Here is an 18,705-nt window from a genome sequence, read left to right on the forward strand (position 1 = left end):
GGGAACTCCGGAGCAGGTGTTCATGCTAACCCATTTGTAAGGCAGGCCCGGCCCCTGTCAGCCCTGGCGCAGATGCAGTTCCTGACGCAGATCGCTCAGGTAAGGAAACGCCTCACGCCCCCGCACCACCCGCTCATGCTCCAGCTCAGCCAGCAACTGGCACTCATCGCGCCCGGCCATGGCCAGCAAACTGCCATCGGGCCCGATGATGCTGCTCTGCCCACAGTAGTGGATCTCGTCCTCGGCCCCGCAGTAGTTGGCATACACCAGGTAGCACTGGTTCTCTTGCGCCCGCGAGCGCACGGTCACCTGGCAGACGAAGTCGTACGGCGTCATGTTCGCCGTCGGCACCAGGATCAGTTCGGCACCTGCCAGCGCCAGGCGCCGGGCGTTCTCTGGGAACTCGATGTCGTAGCAGATCAGCATGCCGACCTTCCAGCCATCCAGCTCGACCACCGGGAAATGGTCGGCGCCAGGGCTGAACATCGCCCGGTCCAGCTCGCCGAACAGGTGGGTCTTGCGGTAATTGCACAGGCTGCGGCCATGGGCATCGATCAACTGCACGCTGTTGTAGATCGCCCCGTCATCGGCGCGCTCCGGGTAGCCGTAGACGATGGCGATACGGTGCGCCTGGGCGATCTCCACCACTTCCATGGCCGAGGGACCATCGCCGGTTTCGGCCAGCCGTTCGACCTGCGCCAGGCCGATGTTGTAGCCGCTCAGGAACATCTCCGGGCACACCAGCAATTGTGCGCCACGCTCGGCCGCCAGCTGCGCCTGGTGGCGCAGCCGTTGCAGGTTGCCGGGCACGTCCAGCGGGTTGGGTGCGCCCTGGAACAGAGCGATGCGCATGCTGCCTCCTTGGTTTCAGTCATCCAGGGCGATGGGCCCGATCTCGTCGAACACATCGCCCGGGCCTGGGTTGTCCGGGTGGGTGTGGCCACCGAAGTGGTTCATGATACCCCACACCGCATTCAGCGACGTCTGCACCGCACCTTCGACCCAGGCCGGGGTCCACGACACATCGTCACCGGCAATGAACATGCCACGCTGCTCGGCGGGCATGTCCTGCTGCATGAAGTGCGCATACATGCGCTGGTTGTAGCGGTAGTGGCCCGGCAGTGCGCCCTTGAAGGCGCCGAGGAAGTGCGGGTCGGCCTCCCAGGAAATGGTGATCGGGTCGCCGATGATATGCCCGGCGATATCGGTCTTGGGGTAGATCTTCTTCAGTGCATCCAGAGCCAGCTGCACGCGCTTTTCCACGGGATGAGGCAGCATCTTCAGGGCGTCGCTCATCCAGGCGTAGGACAGGCAGATCACCCCCGGTTTGTCGTCACCGTTGTCGAACAGGTAGGTCCCGCGGGTGAGGCGATCGGTGAGGGTCATGCTCATCAGGTCGCGGCCGGTCTGCGGGTCCTTGTCCTTCCAGAACGGCCGGTCGACCATGACGAAGGTCTTTGACGACTGCATGTAGCGGGTGCGATCCAGGGCCATCCACATCTTCTGCGAGAACAGCGACTCTTCGCAGTCGATCTGGGTGGTCAGCAGCCAGCTCTGGCAGGTGGCGAGTACCGCACCATAATGACGGGTATCGCCCCAGTTGTCGGTGACCGCCAGGCGTCCGTCGGCCGCGCGGGCGATGCGCTTGACCCCGGTGCGTGGTGCACCGCCATGCAGCGAGCTGAGACTGGTGCCTTCCGGCCAGTGGGCGCAACGCTCCGGCACATGGCGCCAGATACCTTGGGGCACCTGCTCCACGCCGCCGACGATCAGGTGCTGATGGTCGTCGCAGTTGGTCATCACCACGCGGAAGATTTCCAGCATCGAGTTGGGGAAGTCCGAATCCCAGCCACCGGTGCCAAAACCGACCTGGCCGAACACTTCGCGGTGCTGGAAGCTCAGCTGAGCGAACGAGCGCGAGGTGGCGACGAAGTCGTAGAAGGTGCGGTCGTCCCACAGCGGTACCAGCTTGTTCCACAACTCTTTCAGCCGAGGCACGTCACGGTCACGGATCGCCTGCTGGATGTCGGCGAACCTGGCGCCGCTTTCCAGCGCATCCGCCCAGGCGTCGGCCACTTCATGGAACAGTTTCGGCAGGTCACTGGCCTTTTCGGCGTAGTAGGTCTGGCCTTCGAGGTCGATCACCGTGCTGCCCGATGCGGACGTCAGGGGGTTGGGGAAGGGCTTGGTTTCCAGGCCCAGCTTGTCGACGTAGTGGTAGAAAGCGGTTGAGGACACCGGAAAGCGCATGCCGCCGAGCTCGGCGATGATGCCGTCAGTGCCGTTGAAGGCCTGCGAACGCAGCCGCCCGCCGAGTTTCGAGGCCTCGTACACTACGGGCTTGAGGCCCAGCTTCATCAATTCATAGGCCGCGACCAGGCCGGCGATGCCGGCGCCAACGATGGCTACTTCCTCACCATGGTGCTCGGCTGGAATACTGCCCAGGCCGGCCGGGTGTTCCAGCCAATCGTCGAAGGCGAAGGGGAAGTCCGGGCCGAAGATGGTGATGGGCTGTTTGCCGTCGGCGGGGTGGCGGTTATTCTTGTTCATGAAGTGACCTTGCCAGAGCGGCTGCGCGAGGGGCGGAGCCTGAGTATAGGAGATGGCTGGGGGTCATTTTATGAAGCGGGGTGTTCGTAATTAAGATGCAGAATGATGGCGGAATGTAGTTTTTATCGTCGCTATGACCAGAGCTACATCAGTTTTAACGATCAGCTGATTGCCGCCCCGTTTGCCCTTGTGCCTGAGGGGATCAGAAAATCGGATTTTTCTAAGCCCTCCGGTTCCTCTGATGACATCGCCTGCATCTGGGCAGCTTGGTAAGTGGAGCCCGTCGATGGGCTTCAGCTTATACACGTCGGCGCGCTGAGAGAGCGTCATTGAATTGCAGCTTGTAACGCCTGTAGGAAGTGTCGGGATTACCCGGTAAGACTTTGGCAGTCCGACGGATCAGACAGGCTGCCCGCGATCGACCTTGCTGCTGAGAATGATCGACGTGGTGGTCTTTTCCACTCCCTCGACACTGCCAATCTGGTCCAGCAGCTGGTCGAGTTGCTCCGGCGAATCGCTGCGTAGCCAGGCCACGTAATCGAACTCGCCACTTACCGCGCACAACTGCTGTACCTGCCCCATGGCGCTCAGGCGACGCACTACTTCCTTGCCGGAGCGTGGCTGCACCTTGATCCCGACATAGGCCTGCAGCCCACCGCCAATCAGGCGCTGGCCAAGGCGCACGCCGTAGCCGGTGATGACCTTGTTCTTTTCCAGCCGTTCCAGGCGCGAGTTGACAGTGGTGCGAGCGATGCCGAGCTGGCGGGCGAGGGTGGCGACGCTTTCGCGGGCGTTGATCTGCAGCAGGGCGATCAGCTGGCGGTCGATTTCGTCGAGGGCGATGGGGCGGGAGTCCGACATGGTGAGTCTCTACGGAGGGTTCGTAAGCCTAGCCAGCCGCAGATAAGCAGGGCAAGCCCCAAATTGTCATCCTTCGCGCACAAAAAAGCCGCGCATCGGCGCGGCTTTCGTCATAGCTGGTGGGCCCACACGGACTCGAACCGTGGACCAAAGGATTATGAGTCCTCTGCTCTAACCAACTGAGCTATAGGCCCTCAGTAAGTGCCCGGATTATAACGAGGGTTTTGAAAGCGTGCCATCCGAAAGATCGGACAGTGCTATACGAAGAAACGTCGCTGCGAACTCATCCGGCGGCAATGGCAGGCTGACGATGTAGCCCTGGATCTGCTCGCAGCCCTCGGCAGCAAGGAAGCGTTGCTGCGCCTGGTTCTCTACACCCTCGGCAATGATCGTCAATTGCATGCTGCGCCCCAGTGCAATGATGGCGCGGGCGATGGCGGCGTCGTGCGGGTCATCCGGCAGGCCGCGGATGAACGATTTGTCGATCTTGAGGATGTCCAGCGGCAGGCGCTTGAGGTAGCTCAGCGACGAGTAGCCGGTGCCGAAGTCGTCGATCGCCAGCTGCACGCCCAGCTTCTTGAGCTGGTGCAATATGGCCAAGGCCTCCTCGGCCTGGCTCATGATGAAGTTTTCGGTGATTTCCAGCTGCAGGTCGCCCGCTTTCAGTTGGTAGACTTTCAACAAATGCTCGATGCGTTTGGCGAGGTTGGGGTGACGCAGCTGCGCGCCCGCCAGGTTGATCGACAGTGGCCCAAAGGCCTGGTAAGTCTTCTTCCAGCGGTGCATCTGCTGGCATGCCTGCTCCAGCACCCAGTCGCCCAGCTGGAGAATGGTGCCGTTCTCTTCGGCCAAGTGAATGAAATGCTCGGGCGGTACCTCGCCGAATGTCGGGTGGCTCCAGCGAATCAGCGCTTCGGCCCCGACTAGGGTCTGGGTCTTGAGGCTCAGCTTGGGCTGGAAGCTCAGGCTCATCTCGTTACGCTCGATGGCGCGGCGCAGCTCGTGCTCCATGGCGATGCGTTCGCTGGCCTGCACGGTCAGGTCACGGGTGTAGGCTTCCACGCGGTTGCGGCCTTTGGCCTTGGAGCGGTACATGGCAGCATCGGCGTTGCGGATCAGCGTGGCGACGTCGGTGCCATCCTGCGGGTAGAGGCTGATGCCGATGCTGGCGCTGGTGAAGAACTCGTGCTCGCCGGCCTGGAACGGGGCGACGAAGCAGGCCAACAGCTTGTTGGCGATGGCATGGGCATCGCTGGGTTTGTGCAGGCCGGGCAGCAGGATGATGAACTCGTCGCCACCCAGACGGGCCACGGTGTCGACGTCGCGCACCTGTTCCTTGAGGCGTTGGGCGATGCCTTTGAGCAGCAGGTCGCCGACCGGGTGACCGAGGCTGTCGTTGATGTGTTTGAAACGGTCCAGGTCGAGGAACAGCACCGCGCCCTGGCGATTGGAGACCTGCGAGCAGGTCAGCACGGCCTGCAGCCGGTTTTCGAATAGGGCGCGGTTGGGCAGGCCGGTCAGTGGGTCGTGGTGGGCCTGGTAATCGAGTTTGGCCTGGGCATGCTTGAGACTGGAAATGTCGGCGAACACGGCGACGAAATGGGTGACGTCGCGCTCGCTGTTGCGTACGGCGCTGATGGTCAGCCAGCCGGGATACAGCTCGCCATTCTTGCGTTTGTTGTAGATCTCGCCCTGCCAGTGACCTTCAGCAGTGAGCTGGTGCCACATGGCAGCGTAGAAAGCGCTGTCATGCTGACCAGAGGCGAGCAGGCGCGGGGTCTGGCCGAGTGCTTCGATCTCGCTGTAGCCGGTGATCTCGCTGAAGGCACGGTTGACTGCGCTGATGCGTTGGTCGGTATCGGTGATCAACACGCCTTCAGCGGTATTTTCGAACACGGTGGCAGCCAGTTGCAGCTTTTCCTGCATCAGGTGGCGTTCGGTGATGTCGCGGGCGATGGTCAGCATGCAGTCGACACCACCGATCGGCAGTGGCCGAGCCGACAGCTCGCAGAGGCGAATCTGCCCGTCGCTGCGGCGCAGGTGGCAACTGAAGTCTCGCACGAAGCCATCGCGGCCAAGCTGGTCGATCAGGCGCTTGCGTTCGTTGAGGTCTACCCAGATCCCCAGGTCGAACGAGGTCTGGTCGATAGGCGGGTTGAATTCGTAACCGGTCAGGCGGCAGAAACCCTCGTTGACCTCCAACAGCAGGCCATCGCTCTGACGCGACAGCAGTAGGCCATCAGGTGATGCGTGGAATGCCTTGGCAAACTTTTCCTCGGAAGTCTGCAACTGTTGCTGGGTTTCCTTGAGCTGGTTGATGTCGCGAACGGCCACGACCAGCGCCAGGGTGCCGTCAAGCTCGAAGGTTTCGGCTGAGGTCAGGCCGGTGAACAACTGGCCGTTGCTGCGGCGGAAGGTCATTTCGATGTTGCGGATGCCGCCTTGGTGCAGGCGTTCGAGCAGCCTCGGGCCCATTCCTTCGATGCCCCACAAGTTGAGCTCGGTGGCGGTGCGGCCGATTACTTCGCCCTGTGTCAGGCCAATCTGCTCTTCGAACGCTTCATTGACCTCGAGCAGCACGCCATCGCTGTGCCGTGCGATCAGCAGAATGTCCGGGCACTGCTCGAACACCGAGGCGAACTTCTGTTCCGACAGGCGCAGGGCGACTTCGGTGCGTTTGGTCTCGCTGATGTCGATCATCAGGCCGCGCATCACGGGCCGGTGGCCGTGTTCGATCATGCTGACGATATTGCGTACCCAAAGCGGTTGGCCGTCGGCGCGCATCACGCGGTAATCGAGGCTGTGGTCACGCCCGGCAGCGGTTTCACTCTCGCAGAAGGCCTGGGCCCAGAGTGCGTCTTCGGGGTGCAGGATGCTGCGCCAGAAGCCGGGCTTGAGCCAGTCGTGCAGGGGGTAACCCAGCAAGTCTTCGGCATGGGGCGAGACATAGCTGTAGGTGAAGTCGTTGGCGTCGGCTTCCCAGGCGATTGCCGACAGGCTCTCGATCAGGCCGCGATAGTGGTATTCGCTGCTGCGCAGCTCCTGCTCCAGGGCGATGCGCCGGGAGATTTCCGAACTGAGCCGGCGATTGATGCGGATGACCACGGCGAGAATGGCGATCAGCAGCAGGACGGCGGGCAGGCCATAGAGCAGCGTGTCACGCCAGAAGCTGCGTTGGTCGACCACGTTGCCAACCCAGCGCTGCTGGATATGGCTGACTTCATCGCTGGACATGTCGGCCATCACCTTGTCGAGGATGCCGATCAGTACCTGCTGGTCACGGGGCGCGGCCATTGCCAGTTGATAGCGGTAGGGCGTTTCGCCGCTCACGTATAGCCCTTCGAGCTTGAGCTGGCGCAAGCTCCAGATGCTCGAGGCGAGGTCGCCGACCACGGCGTCCACCGCGTCCGTGGCCAGTGCCTGCAGGGTCGAGCTGACATTGGGCATCGCCACCAGGTTGAGGTCCGGGTGGTGAGTACGTAGCAGTTCATGGGGCGCGTAGTTTTCCACCACGGCGACCTTCAGCCCGTACAGGTCCTTGAGCGTGCGCGGTTGCGGACCGCCATCATGGGCCAGGATGACGATGGGGAAATCGAGGTAGGGGCGGGTGAACGCCAGGTAGCCCTGACGTTCCGGCGTCGACATGATGCCGGGCAACAGGTCGATACGGCCTTCGCGCGCCTGCTGCAGCACCTCGGTCCAGCTGCTGGGTTCGACCGGTTTCAGTGATACTCCCAGGCGATCCTGGAGCAAGGCGATGTAATCGGCGGCCAATCCCTGGTACCGGCCCTCCTGGTCACGAAATTCAAATGGTGGCCAGGAGGCGTCGACGCCCAGTCTCAACTGCGGGTGGGCAGCGAGCCAGGTTTTTTCCTCGTCTGTCAGGGTCAGGGCGCCGGCCGTTGTGTTCCACAGCATCAGGAGCAGCAACAGAATGGCCGGCTTCGGCAGCATAGCGGCCTCGCATTCAGTTGGTCTGAAGTCGAGTGTAGACGGGCATTCAGCCAGCCGAGCGGCCGATCACAACTATTTGTCGGATAAGAAAAACCCCGGCCTGGGCCGGGGTTTGTCATCACTCGTCGAGGAAGGAGCGCAGGTGCTCGCTGCGAGTCGGGTGGCGCAGTTTGCGCAACGCCTTCGCTTCGATCTGACGGATCCGCTCACGGGTCACGTCGAACTGCTTGCCCACCTCTTCGAGGGTGTGGTCGGTGTTCATGTCGATACCGAAGCGCATGCGCAGCACCTTGGCTTCGCGTGCGGTCAGGCCCGAGAGCACGTCACGGGTCGCTTCCTTGAGGCTTTCGACCGTGGCCACGTCGATCGGGGACTGCATGGTCGAGTCCTCGATGAAGTCGCCCAGGTGCGAATCTTCGTCGTCACCGATCGGGGTTTCCATGGAGATCGGCTCTTTGGCGATCTTCAATACCTTGCGGATCTTGTCCTCAGGCATTTCCATGCGCTCACCGAGCTCTTCCGGGGTCGGTTCACGACCCATTTCCTGCAGCATCTGGCGGGAAATACGGTTGAGCTTGTTGATCGTCTCGATCATGTGCACCGGAATACGGATGGTGCGCGCCTGGTCGGCGATCGAGCGGGTGATCGCCTGGCGGATCCACCAGGTGGCGTACGTCGAGAATTTGTAGCCGCGACGGTATTCGAACTTGTCCACCGCCTTCATCAAGCCGATGTTGCCTTCCTGGATCAGGTCGAGGAACTGCAGGCCACGGTTGGTGTACTTCTTGGCGATGGAGATCACCAGACGCAGGTTCGCCTCGACCATTTCTTTCTTGGCGCGGCGGGCTTTCGCCTCACCGATGGACATGCGACGGTTGATTTCCTTGATCTCGGCGACGGTCAGGCCGGTTTCGGTCTCAAGGTCGATCAGCTTCTGCTGGCAGGCGACGATGGCGGCGTCCTTTTCACCCAGGGCGGCAGCCCACTTGGTGCTGCGCTTGGCCAGGTCACCGGACCAGGTCTGGTCGGTTTCGTTGCTCGGGAACAGGCGCAGGAAGTCGGCACGCGGCATGCGGGCGTCACGCACGCACAGCTGCATGATCGCACGCTCTTGCTGACGCAGGCGGTTCAGGGCATCGCGCACACGCTCGACGAGGACGTCGAACTGCTTCGGTACCAGCTTGATCGGCATGAACAGATCAGCCAGGGCCTGCAGAGCTTCGATGCTTTCCTTGGCGTTGCGGCCGCCCTTCTTCAGGACCTTGTTGGTGGCCTGAAGCTGATCGGCAACGGCGCCGAAGCGCTGAGCTGCAACGACCGGATCAGGCCCGCTTTCGGCCTCTTCCTCGTCGTCACCGCCTTCACTTTCTTCCTCTTCGTCGTCCGACTCTTCCTTGGCCGCTGGGGCCTTGGCGCCAGGTACTGGCACTTCTTCGGTCGGCGCGGCAATGTTGTCGTCAGGGTCGATGTAACCGCTGAGAACGTCGGACAGGCGGCCGCCTTCGGCGGTGACGCGGTCGTATTCGCCGAGGATGTAGTCGACAGTACCCGGGAAGTGAGCGATGGCGCCCATGACTTCACGGATGCCTTCCTCGATCCGCTTGGCGATTTCGATCTCGCCTTCGCGGGTCAGCAGCTCGACGGTACCCATTTCACGCATGTACATGCGCACCGGGTCGGTCGTGCGGCCGATATCGGTTTCAACTGCCGCCAACGCAGCAGCGGCTTCTTCGGCCGCGGCTTCGTCGGTGTCGGCTTCCGCCAACAGAAGGGCATCCGCATCCGGAGCACTCTCGAATACGTTGATCCCCATGTCGTTGATCATGCGGATGATGTCTTCCACCTGTTCCGGATCTGAAATATCCTCAGGCAGGTGGTCGTTGACCTCCGCGTAAGTCAGGTAGCCCTGCTCACGACCGCGGGTGATCAACTCTTTGATACGAGACTGCTGTTGCGCTTTTCCGGACATAACACCCTATCCACTGAAGGTCTTGGCGGGCAAAAAACAAGCCGAGGATTATACCCGAGCATGGGCCTCACGCGCCAGATGAGGTCGGCGTTTGTGCGGGAACATTCCGGCTCAGCAGGGCGAGGAGCTGTGATTTTTCCTCGCTGGTCAATTCGCTTTGACGTGATTTCCTGAGCAGTTGTTCCAGGCTGCGCTCGCGTTGGCGGGCGGACAAGCTAGTTATAGTGTCGAAAAACTGTTGTTCAAGGTTGTCAGCCACGATCAACCATTCCTTTTCAGCCAGGGCCCGCAGCAGGCGGCCTTGTTCAGTGCCGTGCCAACGTGCGATCAGCTGCATTGAGCTTAGCCCAGGATTCTTCTGCGCAGCTTCGATCAGGGCCACCAGCAGTTGACTGTACAGGTGTTCTTCGTCGGCGAAGTGGCTGGCATCCTCGACCTTGCCGGCCAGTAGCGGGTGGTGCAGCAAGGTGCGCAGGGCAGCCAGGGTCGGTGGTTCGACCGGTGCCGGCACCCGCGGCGGCGCTTCGTCGCGCTGCTGCCATGGCTTGCCGCCCTTGCGGTTCTTGTCCCACGGCTTATCGCTCCACTGCTTTTTGCCCCCGCCTTTGTTCGGCTTCCACTCCGGCTCTTGATGAACGGGAGCGTAGTCGTGCTGTGGCATGTCGCCGTAGTCGGGGGTGAAGCTGGCCATGGCATCGTAGTCATAGCCAGGGTCATAGTCAGGCACACTGCTGGCCGCCGGAGCCTGTTGCGACAGTTGCTCGACCTGCTGTGGGTCCAGGCCGGTGATTTCCTTCAGGCGGTTGCGCATCAGCTGACGCAAGTTGGCGCCGGGGATCTTTTCGATCAACGGTGCGGCCAGAGTCGCCATGTGTGCCTTGCCTTCCAGCGAGCGCGGGTCGGCTTCATTGCTCAGTTGCTCGAAGAAATAGTCGGCCAGTGGCTGCGCGTGCTGGTTGATCCGCGCCTTGAAGGCATCGGTGCCTTCGGCACGCACCAGGCTGTCCGGGTCTTCGCCTTCGGGCAGGAACAGGAAGCGCGCACGGCGGCCGTCCTGCAGTGCCGAGAGGGTTGATTCCAGTGCGCGCCAGGCGGCCTTGCGCCCGGCCTGGTCGCCATCGAAGCAGAACAGCACGCTGGGCACCACGCGGAACAGGCGCTTGAGGTGCTCTTCGCTGGTCGCGGTGCCGAGGGTGGCCACGGCATTGCGCAGGCCCTGCTGGGCCAGGGCGATCACGTCCATGTAGCCCTCGACGACGATGATCTCGTCGAGGTTGCGGTTGTGCTTGCGTGCCTCGTACAGCCCGTAGAGTTCCTGACCCTTGTGGAACACCGGGGTTTCCGGGGAATTGAGGTACTTGGGCTTGTCGTCGCCCAGTACCCGGCCGCCAAAGGCGATGATGCGCCCGCGGCTGTCGCGGATCGGGAACATCACCCTGTCGCGGAAGCGGTCGTATCGCTTGCCGCTTTCGGCGTTTTCGATCAGCAGGCCGGCGTCGATCATCACCTTCTGTTGCAGGGTGTCGGCGCCCAGGTGCTTGAGCAGGTTGTCCCAGCCCGGCGGGGCGAAGCCCAGGCCGAAGTCGCGGGCGATTTCGCCCGACAGGCCGCGGCCCTTGAGGTAGTCCACCGCCGCCTTGCGGGTCGGATGGCTGCGCAGGGCCTGGCGGTAGAACTCCGAGGCGGCATCCAGCAATGGGTACAACGGCGAATCGGTCGGCTGGCGCGGCTTGTTGTCGCGACGGCCTTGTTCCCTGGGTACTTCCATGCCAGCTGCGCGGGCCAGTTCTTCGACGGCCTGGGGGAAGTCCAGGTTGTCGTGGTCCATGACGAAGCCGAGGGCGTTGCCGCCAGCACCGCAGCCGAAGCAGTAGTAGAACTGCTTGTCGGGGCTGACCGTGAAGGAAGGGGTCTTTTCCTTGTGGAACGGGCAGCAGGCGGAGTAGTTCTTGCCGGCTTTTTTCAGCTGAACGCGCGAACTCACCACGTCGACAATGTCGAGGCGGTTGATCAGGTCGTCGATGAAGCTTTGGGGAATCAGCCCGGCCATGGCAGTCTCGTCATCTGGCAACTGGCAAGTCTAATCGCTAACGCGCCGCAGAGGGGCGAATGCTGAGTAGGGGAAGTGCGAGGGAATGTGTGCTCGTCTGTAGCCGCAAGGGCCCGTCAGTCAGGACGTGCACGCCTGGCCGAAGCCAGATCTGACGCTTTGATGCATTTGCCCACTGCAGGTTGCGACGGGCGCCTTGGGCTAGCTGCTCAAGGTTTGAATCAAACCGCTGCCATCGGCCCGGCGGTGAACCGGGCAGGGCAGAAGCTCTAGCGTAGAACGTCTGTATTAGTACAGACGAACGGCGCGGCGCTGTTCGCGCTGAACTTTCTTGGCGTGACGCTTAACAGCAGCAGCTGCTTTGCGCTTACGCTCGGCGGTCGGCTTCTCGTAAAACTCGCGGCTACGAACTTCAGCCAGTACACCGGCTTTTTCGCAGGAGCGCTTGAAACGACGCAGAGCTACGTCGAAGGGTTCGTTCTCTTTAACTTTGACGGCTGGCATCCAGGGCTACCTTAATTCATTACCGGGGTAGACGTGCTCCTGGCAAAACAAAGGTGTGCTGGAGAACGTCGGTTTTCAAGGGTTGCGGATGTTAACCCTTAGTACGCCGGAATGCAAAGCCTCTGATCGAAAACCGCTGGTCGGCACCCGGCACGGGGACTATCATGCGCGGCTTCGAATTCAGCCCCCACAAGGGACGAGCCCATGCTAGTACTGGGATTGGAAACATCCTGCGACGAAACCGGCGTCGCATTATACGACAGCGAGCGCGGTTTGTTGGCCGACGCGCTGTTCAGTCAGATCGACCTGCACCGCGTGTTCGGTGGCGTGGTGCCCGAGCTTGCCTCGCGTGACCACGTCAAGCGCATGCTGCCGCTCATCCGCCAGGTGCTGGAGGAGGCTGGCTGCGTCGCCACCGAGATCGACGCCATCGCCTACACCGCGGGTCCTGGCCTGGTCGGTGCGCTGCTGGTCGGTGCCTCGTGCGCCCAGGCATTGGCCTTCGCCTGGGATATCCCGGCGATCGGTGTGCACCATATGGAAGGCCACCTGCTGGCACCGATGCTGGAGGAAAACCCGCCCGAGTTTCCGTTCGTCGCTTTGTTGGTTTCCGGCGGCCATACCCAGCTGGTGCGGGTGGATGGCATCGGTCACTACGAGCTGCTGGGCGAGAGCCTCGACGATGCGGCTGGCGAAGCGTTCGACAAGACCGCCAAACTGATCGGCCTCAACTACCCAGGTGGCCCGGAAATCGCGCGCTTGGCCGAACAGGGGGTGCCTGGGCGCTTCGTGTTCCCGCGACCGATGACCGATCGTCCGGGCCTTGAGTTCAGCTTCAGCGGTCTCAAGACCTTCGCCCTGAACACCTGGCAGCAATGCAAGAATGCTGGCGACGACAACGAGCAAACCCGTTGCGACGTGTCCCTGGCATTCCAGCAGGCGGTGGTGGAGACTCTGACCATCAAGTGCAAGCGCGCCCTCAAGCAGACCGGCCTCAAACGCTTGGTCATCGCCGGTGGCGTCAGTGCCAACAAGGCGTTGCGCGCCTCGCTGGAAGACATGCTGGCCGGTCTCAAGGGCAACGTGTACTACGCGCGTCCGCAGTTCTGCACCGACAACGGCGCGATGATCGCCTATGCCGGTTGCCAGCGCCTGTTGGCCGGGCAGCATCAGGACCTGGCGATCAGCGTGCAGGCGCGCTGGCCGATGGAGCAGTTGCCGCCGGTGTGAAGGCTTGCGGGCGTGTCAGAAATGCCTTTCGCGCCCGGCAAACAAATCGCGCAGATTGTTGCGGTGGCGCCAGACGATCATCACCGTGAGCACAGCGATCGGCAGCAGCGCCTCCGGCTCGCGCCAGGCCAGCAGTGGCAAGGTCAGCGGGGTCGCGACAAGCGCTGCCAGCGAGCTGGTGCGGGTGAGGTAGAAGGTCAGCAGCCAGGCGCCGATGGCCAGCAATGCGGCCGGGAAATACAGGCCCATGAGCATGCCGGCGGCGGTGGCGACGCCTTTGCCGCCGCGAAAGCGGAAGTACAGCGGGAACAGGTGGCCGAGCACTGCGCAGACACCGATCCAGGCCTGCTCCTGCAGGCCAAGGCCGGCAGCGCGGGCGAGCAAAACCGGCAGCAGGCCCTTGCACAGGTCGCCAAGCAGGGTCAGGATCGCCATTTTACGGCCCGCCAGGCGTAGCATGTTGGTGGCGCCGGCATTGCCCGAACCGCTGGAACGCGGGTCCGGGCTGCCCGAAAGGCGGCTGAGGACGATGGCGAAGGACAGCGAGCCGAGCAGGTAGGCGAGCAGCGCCAATAACCAAAACATGCTAACTATTCCGGGCGAGGACGCCCTGATTCTAACGGCGCCAGTCGCCCTTGTCGTGCTGTGGAGAGAAGTGCTTGGACAGAGTGTTCATCGAAGGCCTGGAAGTCGATACCGTCATCGGTGCCTATGACTGGGAACGGGATATTCGCCAGTGCCTGCGCCTGGACCTGAGTTTTGCCTGGGACAACCGTCCGGCAGCGGCCGGTGACGACCTGAACCTGGCGCTCGACTACGCCAGTGTTTCGGCACGAGTCCAGGCATTTGCCGAGCAGGCGCGCTTCGAGCTGGTGGAAACCTTTGCCGAGCGCCTGGTGGCAGCGCTGATGGAGGAATTCCACATTCCCTGGGTTCGCTTGAAGCTGACCAAGCCGGGTGCCGTTCCCGCTGCCCGTGGCGGTGTTGGCGTGGAGATCGAGCGCGGATGTCTCTGAGCACGGTTTATCTGGGCCTTGGCAGCAACATTGATCGCCACCAGCACCTGTGTGCGGGGCTCGATGCGTTGGCGGCCATTCTCAGCGACATGCAATGTTCCCCGGCGTTCGAGAGCCAGGCGGTGGGGATCAAGAGCGGGCCGTTCATCAACTTCGTGGTCACCGGCAAGACCGATCTGCCCCTGATGGAGCTGGATCGCCGGCTCAAGTTCATCGAGGCGGACAACGGCCGCTATGCGCCGGACCGCAAGGGCCTGCCGCTGGATATCGACGTGCTCATGTATGAAGACCTGCATGGCACGTTCGATGGGCTGGTGCTGCCTCGGGCGGAGATCCTGAAGAATGCCTTCGTGCTGTGGCCGTTGTCGCTGCTGGCGCCGGAGCTTGTGCTTCCCGGTGCCGGGAAGAGCATGGCGCAGTTGTGGCAGGAGGCGCGGATCGACCAGGTGTTGGCGCCTGTTGCCTTCGAGTGGCGCGGTTTGCAGCTGACTAAGGCGTGAGCCTGTAACGGCCCGTCTTGTAAGTTTCGAGCGCTTTCAGTCGCTCATCTTTGAGAGCCTCGCCCAGGCCTTGCCCGGTCATCCCGGCTTCCACCAGCGGCTTAACATCCACCGCCCGTGCCGCCACCGCTGCTCCTCGCAGATAATCGGCCTGTGGATAACTTCCAGGCGAGGCCATCTCACACGCTGCAATGAAATCCTCGAAACGCTGCGGCCGCCGATAAACGTCGAACTTCTGCAACATTTCCAGCAAATCTGCAGGCGTTAGCTGCAAAGCCTCGTCGGCGCGCATGGCAAACTCACCCACCAGCACGGCCAGTTCCTGGCATTCACGCGGGGCCTTGAAACGCTGGTTGAGCGCCTTGATCGCCACTGGTTCCAGCCCTCGCAGCAAGCACGCCCAGCGCACAGCCAGCGGCTGTTGGTGCTCTGCCGCCCGGTGAAGTGCAGCCAGCGTATCCGCGCTGTGTTCCAGTTCCGGCATCAATTCCTTCAGGGCGCCACAGGCGTGCAGCACCTGGATGAATACGTGCGGCTGGCTTTCCATCAGCGCCCGTTCGATCTCCTTCCAGCTACGTTCGGCTGTCAGCGCCTGCAGCTCGCCCGATTCGGAGATCTGGCGCATCAGTGCCAATGTTTCATCGGCGACCTGAAAACCTAGTGGGGCATAGCGCGCGGCAAAGCGGGCAACGCGCAGCACGCGCAGGGGATCTTCGGCGAACGCGGGCGAGACGTGGCGCAGAATACGTTGCTCAAGGTCGGCCTGGCCGTGGTAGGGATCGTAGACCGCTCCCTGTTCATCCTCGGCCATCGCATTGATGGTCAGGTCTCGACGGATAAGGTCTTCCTCCAGCGTCACGTCGGGGCTAGCGTGAAAAGTGAACCCGCCATAACCGCGCCCACTCTTGCGCTCGGTGCGCGCCAAGGCATATTCCTCGCCGGTCTTCGGATGCAGGAACACCGGGAAATCAGCGCCGACCGGGCGAAAACCCTGGGCGTGCATTTCTTCGACCGTGGCGCCGACCACCAGCCAGTCGATATCGCTGACCGGGCGCCCGAGCAGGCGGTCGCGTACTGCGCCGCCGACTTTGTAGATGTGCATGTGCAGCCTCCATTACTGCCCACAGGATACCCTGTCGGCAGCAATGGCGGTGCATCAGAGGTGGTGGATGACGGCGAGGTCCATGCGCCCGTAGTCGCCGCTCTCGGCATGCTCCCCACGCGGCGGCATGTGATGGGTCTTGACCACCTGGTCGCCCTGTACGGTCTCCAGATGGATATCGAAGCCCCACAGGCGGTGCAGGTGCTTGAGCACTTCCTCGGTGGAATCGCCCAGCGGTTTGCGGTTGTGTTGCTGGTGGCGCAAGGTCAGCGAGCGATCGCCACGGCGGTCGATGCTCCAGATCTGCACGTTGGGCTCGCGGTTGCCGAGGTTGTACTGCGCTGCCAGTTGCTCGCGAATGATCCGGTAGCCAGACTCGTCATGGATGGCCGGTACCAGCAGGTCATCGCGCTGGTCGTCATCGAGGATGCTGAACAGCTTCAGGTCACGCATCACCTTGGGTGACAGGTACTGCAGGATGAAGCTCTCGTCCTTGAAGCTGCTCATGGCGAACTTGATAGTAGACAGCCAGTCGCTGCCGGCAATGTCGGGGAACCAGCGGCGATCTTCCTCGGTCGGGTTTTCGCACATGCGACGGATGTCGGTGTACATGGCAAAGCCCAGCGCGTAGGGGTTTATGCCGCTGTAGTACGGGCTGTCGAAACCGGGCTGGAACACCACGCTGGTGTGCGACTGCAGAAACTCCATCATGAAGCCTTCAGTGATCAGGCCTTCGTCGTACAGGTCGTTCATCAGGGTGTAGTGCCAGAAGGTAGCCCAACCTTCGTTCATCACCTGGGTCTGACGCTGTGGGTAGAAGTACTGGGCGATCTTGCGCACGATTCGCACCACTTCGCGCTGCCAGGGTTCCAGCAGCGGGGCGTTCTTCTCGATGAAGTAGAGGATGTTTTCCTGCGGTTCGGAGGGGAATCGCGCATCGTCGCGCTCGCCACTTTTTTCGGCACCCTTTGGAATCGTGCGCCAGAGGTCGTTGATCTGCCGCTGCAGGTGCTCTTCACGGTCCTTCTGGCGCCGGCGTTCTTCTTCGGCGGAGATCGGATAGGGGCGTTTGTAGCGATCCACTCCGTAGTTCATCAGCGCGTGGCAAGAGTCGATCAGATCCTCCACGGCATCGATGCCGTGGCGTTCCTCGCACTGGGCGATGTACTGCTTGGCGAACACCAGGTAGTCGATGATCGACGTGGCGTCGGTCCAGGTGCGGAACAGGTAGTTGCCCTTGAAGAAACTGTTGTGGCCATAGCAGGCGTGGGCAATCACCAGTGCCTGCATGCACATGGTGTTTTCTTCCATCAGGTAGGCGATGCACGGATCGGAATTGATCACGATCTCGTAAGCCAGGCCCATCTGCCCCCGGCTGTAGGACTTCTCGGTACTGAGGAACTGCTTGCCGTAAGACCAGTGGTGATAACCCAGCGGCATGCCGACGGAGGCATAGGCATCCATCATCTGCTCGGCGGTGATCACCTCGATCTGGTTGGGGTAGGTATCCAGGGCGTAACGCTCGGCCAGCCGGCTGATTTCCCGGTCGTAGGTCTGGATCAGCTCGAACGTCCACTCGGACCCGGTGGAAATGGGTTGGCGTCTCTGTGCTCTGGCGGTCATGTGGCTAACCTGCGCTGGAAGAGTTCACGGAAGACCGGGTAGATATCGCCGGCCGATACCAACTGCTGCTGGGCGAATGTGTCGGGGAAGGCCTCGCCGATTCGCTCGTACTCGTACCACAGCGCCTGGTGCTCACGCGGGGTGATCTCAACGTAAGTGTAGTACTGCACATGCGGCATGATCTGCTTGGACAAGATCTCGCGGCAGATCGGCGAGTCGTCGTTCCAGTTGTCGCCGTCTGAGGCCTGGGCGGCGTATATGTTCCAATCGGCGGCCGGGTAACGTTCAGCCATGATCTCCTGCATCATCTTCAGCGCACTGGAGACGATGGTTCCGCCAGTTTCCCGGGAGTAGAAGAACTCTTCCTCGTCGACTTCGCGGGCGCTGGTGTGGTGGCGAATGAACACCACCTCGATGCGGTCGTAGTTACGCTTGAGGAACAGGTACAGCAGGATGAAGAAGCGTTTGGCGATGTCCTTGGTGGCCTGGGTCATCGAGCCGGACACGTCCATCAGGCAGAACATCACCGCCTTGGAACTGGGGTTGGGCTGCTTGACCAGCAGGTTGTACTTGAGGTCGAAGGTGTCGAGGAAGGGCAGGCGGTTGATGCGTGCCTTGAGCCGCTCGATTTCCTGTTCGACTTCCTGGATGTCGGTGAAGTTGTCGGGTTCCTCGACTTTCAGTCGGTCCAGTTCCTTCTGTGCTTCGCGCAGCAGCGCTCGGCTGCTGCCGGTCAGAGCGATGCGCCGGGCGTGGGCCGAGCGCAGGGTGCGGACAATGTTGATGCGTGACGGGTTGCCTTCGTTGGCGATACCGGCTCTTACGGTCTTGAAGGTGTCGGCGCCGGTCAGGTGACGTTTGACCAGATTGGGCAGTTCGAGGTCTTCGAACATGAATTCGAGGAACTCTTCCTGGGTAATCTGGAAGACGAAATCGTCCATGCCCTCGCCGGAGTTGCCGGCCTTGCCGCGACCACTGCCACCCCCACCGCCTTGCGGCCGAGGGATGTGCTCGCCAGCGGTGAACTCCTTGTTGCCTGGGTGCACGATGGTCTGTTTGCCGCCACGACCATGGTGCAGCACGGGTTCATCGATGTCCCGTCCCGGAATGCTGATCTGTTCACCGTGCTCCATGTCCATGATGGAACGGCGGCTCACGGCCTCTTCGACCGCCTTCTTGATGTGTTCACGGTAACGCCGCAGGAAGCGCTGGCGGTTGACCGTGCTCTTGTTCTTGCCGTTCAGGCGTCGGTCGATAACGTAGCTCATGGTCCCTCCGGTAGCTGGGAGCAGCTGCAAGCCACAAGCTTCAGGCTGCAGAAAAGAGCAGCCGCCGCTGCTGCAAGC

14 protein-coding genes, 1 tRNA gene and 1 pseudogene are annotated in these 18,705 nt (G+C 62.0%); 3 read left to right on the forward strand and 13 right to left on the reverse strand.

Translation table 11 applies throughout. The features are described 5' to 3' along the window. Nucleotides 1–57: 57 nt before the first annotated feature. The 9 genes and pseudogenes from BGP85_RS15345 to rpsU all read right to left on the reverse strand — a co-directional run bounded on the left by BGP85_RS15345 (nucleotide 58) and on the right by rpsU (nucleotide 11,888). Nucleotides 58–852: a carbon-nitrogen hydrolase family protein gene (locus BGP85_RS15345; protein ID WP_103448710.1), complete on the reverse strand. Its 795-nt coding sequence runs from the start codon at nucleotides 850–852 to the stop codon at nucleotides 58–60. Between the two features lie 15 nt (nucleotides 853–867). Continuing rightward, a complete protein-coding gene (locus BGP85_RS15350; protein WP_103448711.1) occupies nucleotides 868–2,550 on the reverse strand; it encodes a flavin monoamine oxidase family protein in 1,683 nt (560 codons plus the stop codon). 159 nt (nucleotides 2,551–2,709) lie between these two features. Next, nucleotides 2,710–2,811 (reverse strand): annotated as a pseudogene (locus BGP85_RS29300) (toxin); the annotation flags it as partial. Nucleotides 2,812–2,949: 138 nt separating this feature from the next. Continuing rightward, nucleotides 2,950–3,411 (reverse strand): Lrp/AsnC family transcriptional regulator, encoded by a 462-nt coding sequence (locus tag BGP85_RS15360; protein WP_103448712.1) that lies wholly within the window; start codon nucleotides 3,409–3,411, stop codon nucleotides 2,950–2,952. Nucleotides 3,412–3,528: 117 nt separating this feature from the next. Continuing rightward, a tRNA-Ile gene (locus BGP85_RS15365) sits at nucleotides 3,529–3,605 on the reverse strand. Nucleotides 3,606–3,621: 16 nt separating this feature from the next. Next, entirely contained in the window at nucleotides 3,622–7,365 is a 3,744-nt protein-coding gene (locus BGP85_RS15370; protein ID WP_103448713.1) for a bifunctional diguanylate cyclase/phosphodiesterase, read from the reverse strand. A 118-nt stretch (nucleotides 7,366–7,483) separates the two neighbouring features. Then, nucleotides 7,484–9,334 (reverse strand): RNA polymerase sigma factor RpoD, encoded by a 1,851-nt coding sequence (gene rpoD / locus BGP85_RS15375; protein WP_103448714.1) that lies wholly within the window; start codon nucleotides 9,332–9,334, stop codon nucleotides 7,484–7,486. A 67-nt stretch (nucleotides 9,335–9,401) separates the two neighbouring features. After that, a complete protein-coding gene (dnaG, locus tag BGP85_RS15380) occupies nucleotides 9,402–11,384 on the reverse strand; it encodes a DNA primase (protein ID WP_103448715.1) in 1,983 nt (660 codons plus the stop codon). Nucleotides 11,385–11,672: 288 nt separating this feature from the next. Continuing rightward, nucleotides 11,673–11,888 (reverse strand): 30S ribosomal protein S21, encoded by a 216-nt coding sequence (rpsU, locus tag BGP85_RS15385; RefSeq protein ID WP_003255575.1) that lies wholly within the window; start codon nucleotides 11,886–11,888, stop codon nucleotides 11,673–11,675. A gap of 204 nt (nucleotides 11,889–12,092) precedes the next feature. Between rpsU and tsaD the strand changes: the two genes are divergently transcribed. Further along, on the forward strand, nucleotides 12,093–13,118 hold the full coding sequence (gene tsaD / locus BGP85_RS15390; RefSeq protein WP_103448716.1) for a tRNA (adenosine(37)-N6)-threonylcarbamoyltransferase complex transferase subunit TsaD: 1,026 nt from the start codon (nucleotides 12,093–12,095) through the stop codon (nucleotides 13,116–13,118). Between the two features lie 15 nt (nucleotides 13,119–13,133). On the opposite strand, the gene plsY is transcribed toward tsaD, so the two are convergent. Next, complete coding sequence (gene plsY / locus BGP85_RS15395; protein ID WP_103448717.1) at nucleotides 13,134–13,703, reverse strand: glycerol-3-phosphate 1-O-acyltransferase PlsY; 570 nt, start codon at nucleotides 13,701–13,703, stop codon at nucleotides 13,134–13,136. 74 nt (nucleotides 13,704–13,777) lie between these two features. Between plsY and folB the strand changes: the two genes are divergently transcribed. Both folB and folK read left to right on the forward strand, forming a co-directional pair. Beyond that, complete coding sequence (gene folB, locus BGP85_RS15400) at nucleotides 13,778–14,134, forward strand: dihydroneopterin aldolase (RefSeq protein ID WP_103448718.1); 357 nt, start codon at nucleotides 13,778–13,780, stop codon at nucleotides 14,132–14,134. Beyond that, nucleotides 14,125–14,634 (forward strand): 2-amino-4-hydroxy-6-hydroxymethyldihydropteridine diphosphokinase, encoded by a 510-nt coding sequence (gene folK / locus BGP85_RS15405; protein WP_103448719.1) that lies wholly within the window; start codon nucleotides 14,125–14,127, stop codon nucleotides 14,632–14,634. The genes folB and folK overlap by 10 nt, the downstream gene beginning before the upstream one ends. Here the strand turns inward: folK and BGP85_RS15410 are convergent. The 3 genes from BGP85_RS15410 to BGP85_RS15420 are packed head-to-tail and all read right to left on the reverse strand — an operon-like array spanning nucleotide 14,624 to nucleotide 18,627. Beyond that, nucleotides 14,624–15,736: a multifunctional CCA tRNA nucleotidyl transferase/2'3'-cyclic phosphodiesterase/2'nucleotidase/phosphatase gene (locus BGP85_RS15410; protein ID WP_103448720.1), complete on the reverse strand. Its 1,113-nt coding sequence runs from the start codon at nucleotides 15,734–15,736 to the stop codon at nucleotides 14,624–14,626. The two genes, folK and BGP85_RS15410, sit on opposite strands and share 11 nt — an antisense overlap. A gap of 54 nt (nucleotides 15,737–15,790) precedes the next feature. Beyond that, nucleotides 15,791–17,359, reverse strand: coding sequence for a SpoVR family protein (locus tag BGP85_RS15415; RefSeq protein WP_103448721.1), 1,569 nt, complete (start codon nucleotides 17,357–17,359; stop codon nucleotides 15,791–15,793). After that, on the reverse strand, nucleotides 17,356–18,627 hold the full coding sequence (locus BGP85_RS15420; protein ID WP_103448722.1) for a YeaH/YhbH family protein: 1,272 nt from the start codon (nucleotides 18,625–18,627) through the stop codon (nucleotides 17,356–17,358). The genes BGP85_RS15415 and BGP85_RS15420 overlap by 4 nt, the downstream gene beginning before the upstream one ends. Between the last annotated feature and the right edge of the window lie 78 nt (nucleotides 18,628–18,705).

It is taken from the genome of Pseudomonas putida (assembly GCF_002906855.1).
Classification (GTDB): domain Bacteria; phylum Pseudomonadota; class Gammaproteobacteria; order Pseudomonadales; family Pseudomonadaceae; genus Aquipseudomonas; species Aquipseudomonas putida_N.

Excerpts from the sequence above, each read along its gene's own strand:
- BGP85_RS15350 (WP_103448711.1), bottom strand. The coding sequence starts at position 2,550 with ATGAACAAGAATAACCGCCACCCCGCCGACGGCAAACAGCCCATCACC.
- tsaD (WP_103448716.1), top strand. The coding sequence starts at position 12,093 with ATGCTAGTACTGGGATTGGAAACATCCTGCGACGAAACCGGCGTCGCA.
- plsY (WP_103448717.1), bottom strand. The coding sequence starts at position 13,703 with ATGTTTTGGTTATTGGCGCTGCTCGCCTACCTGCTCGGCTCGCTGTCC.
- BGP85_RS15420 (WP_103448722.1), bottom strand. The coding sequence starts at position 18,627 with ATGAGCTACGTTATCGACCGACGCCTGAACGGCAAGAACAAGAGCACG.
- rpoD (WP_103448714.1), bottom strand. The coding sequence starts at position 9,334 with ATGTCCGGAAAAGCGCAACAGCAGTCTCGTATCAAAGAGTTGATCACC.
- BGP85_RS15370 (WP_103448713.1), bottom strand. The coding sequence starts at position 7,365 with ATGCTGCCGAAGCCGGCCATTCTGTTGCTGCTCCTGATGCTGTGGAAC.
- rpsU (WP_003255575.1), bottom strand. The coding sequence starts at position 11,888 with ATGCCAGCCGTCAAAGTTAAAGAGAACGAACCCTTCGACGTAGCTCTG.
- folK (WP_103448719.1), top strand. The coding sequence starts at position 14,125 with ATGTCTCTGAGCACGGTTTATCTGGGCCTTGGCAGCAACATTGATCGC.
- BGP85_RS15360 (WP_103448712.1), bottom strand. The coding sequence starts at position 3,411 with ATGTCGGACTCCCGCCCCATCGCCCTCGACGAAATCGACCGCCAGCTG.
- dnaG (WP_103448715.1), bottom strand. The coding sequence starts at position 11,384 with ATGGCCGGGCTGATTCCCCAAAGCTTCATCGACGACCTGATCAACCGC.
- BGP85_RS15345 (WP_103448710.1), bottom strand. The coding sequence starts at position 852 with ATGCGCATCGCTCTGTTCCAGGGCGCACCCAACCCGCTGGACGTGCCC.
- BGP85_RS15410 (WP_103448720.1), bottom strand. The coding sequence starts at position 15,736 with ATGCACATCTACAAAGTCGGCGGCGCAGTACGCGACCGCCTGCTCGGG.
- BGP85_RS15415 (WP_103448721.1), bottom strand. The coding sequence starts at position 17,359 with ATGACCGCCAGAGCACAGAGACGCCAACCCATTTCCACCGGGTCCGAG.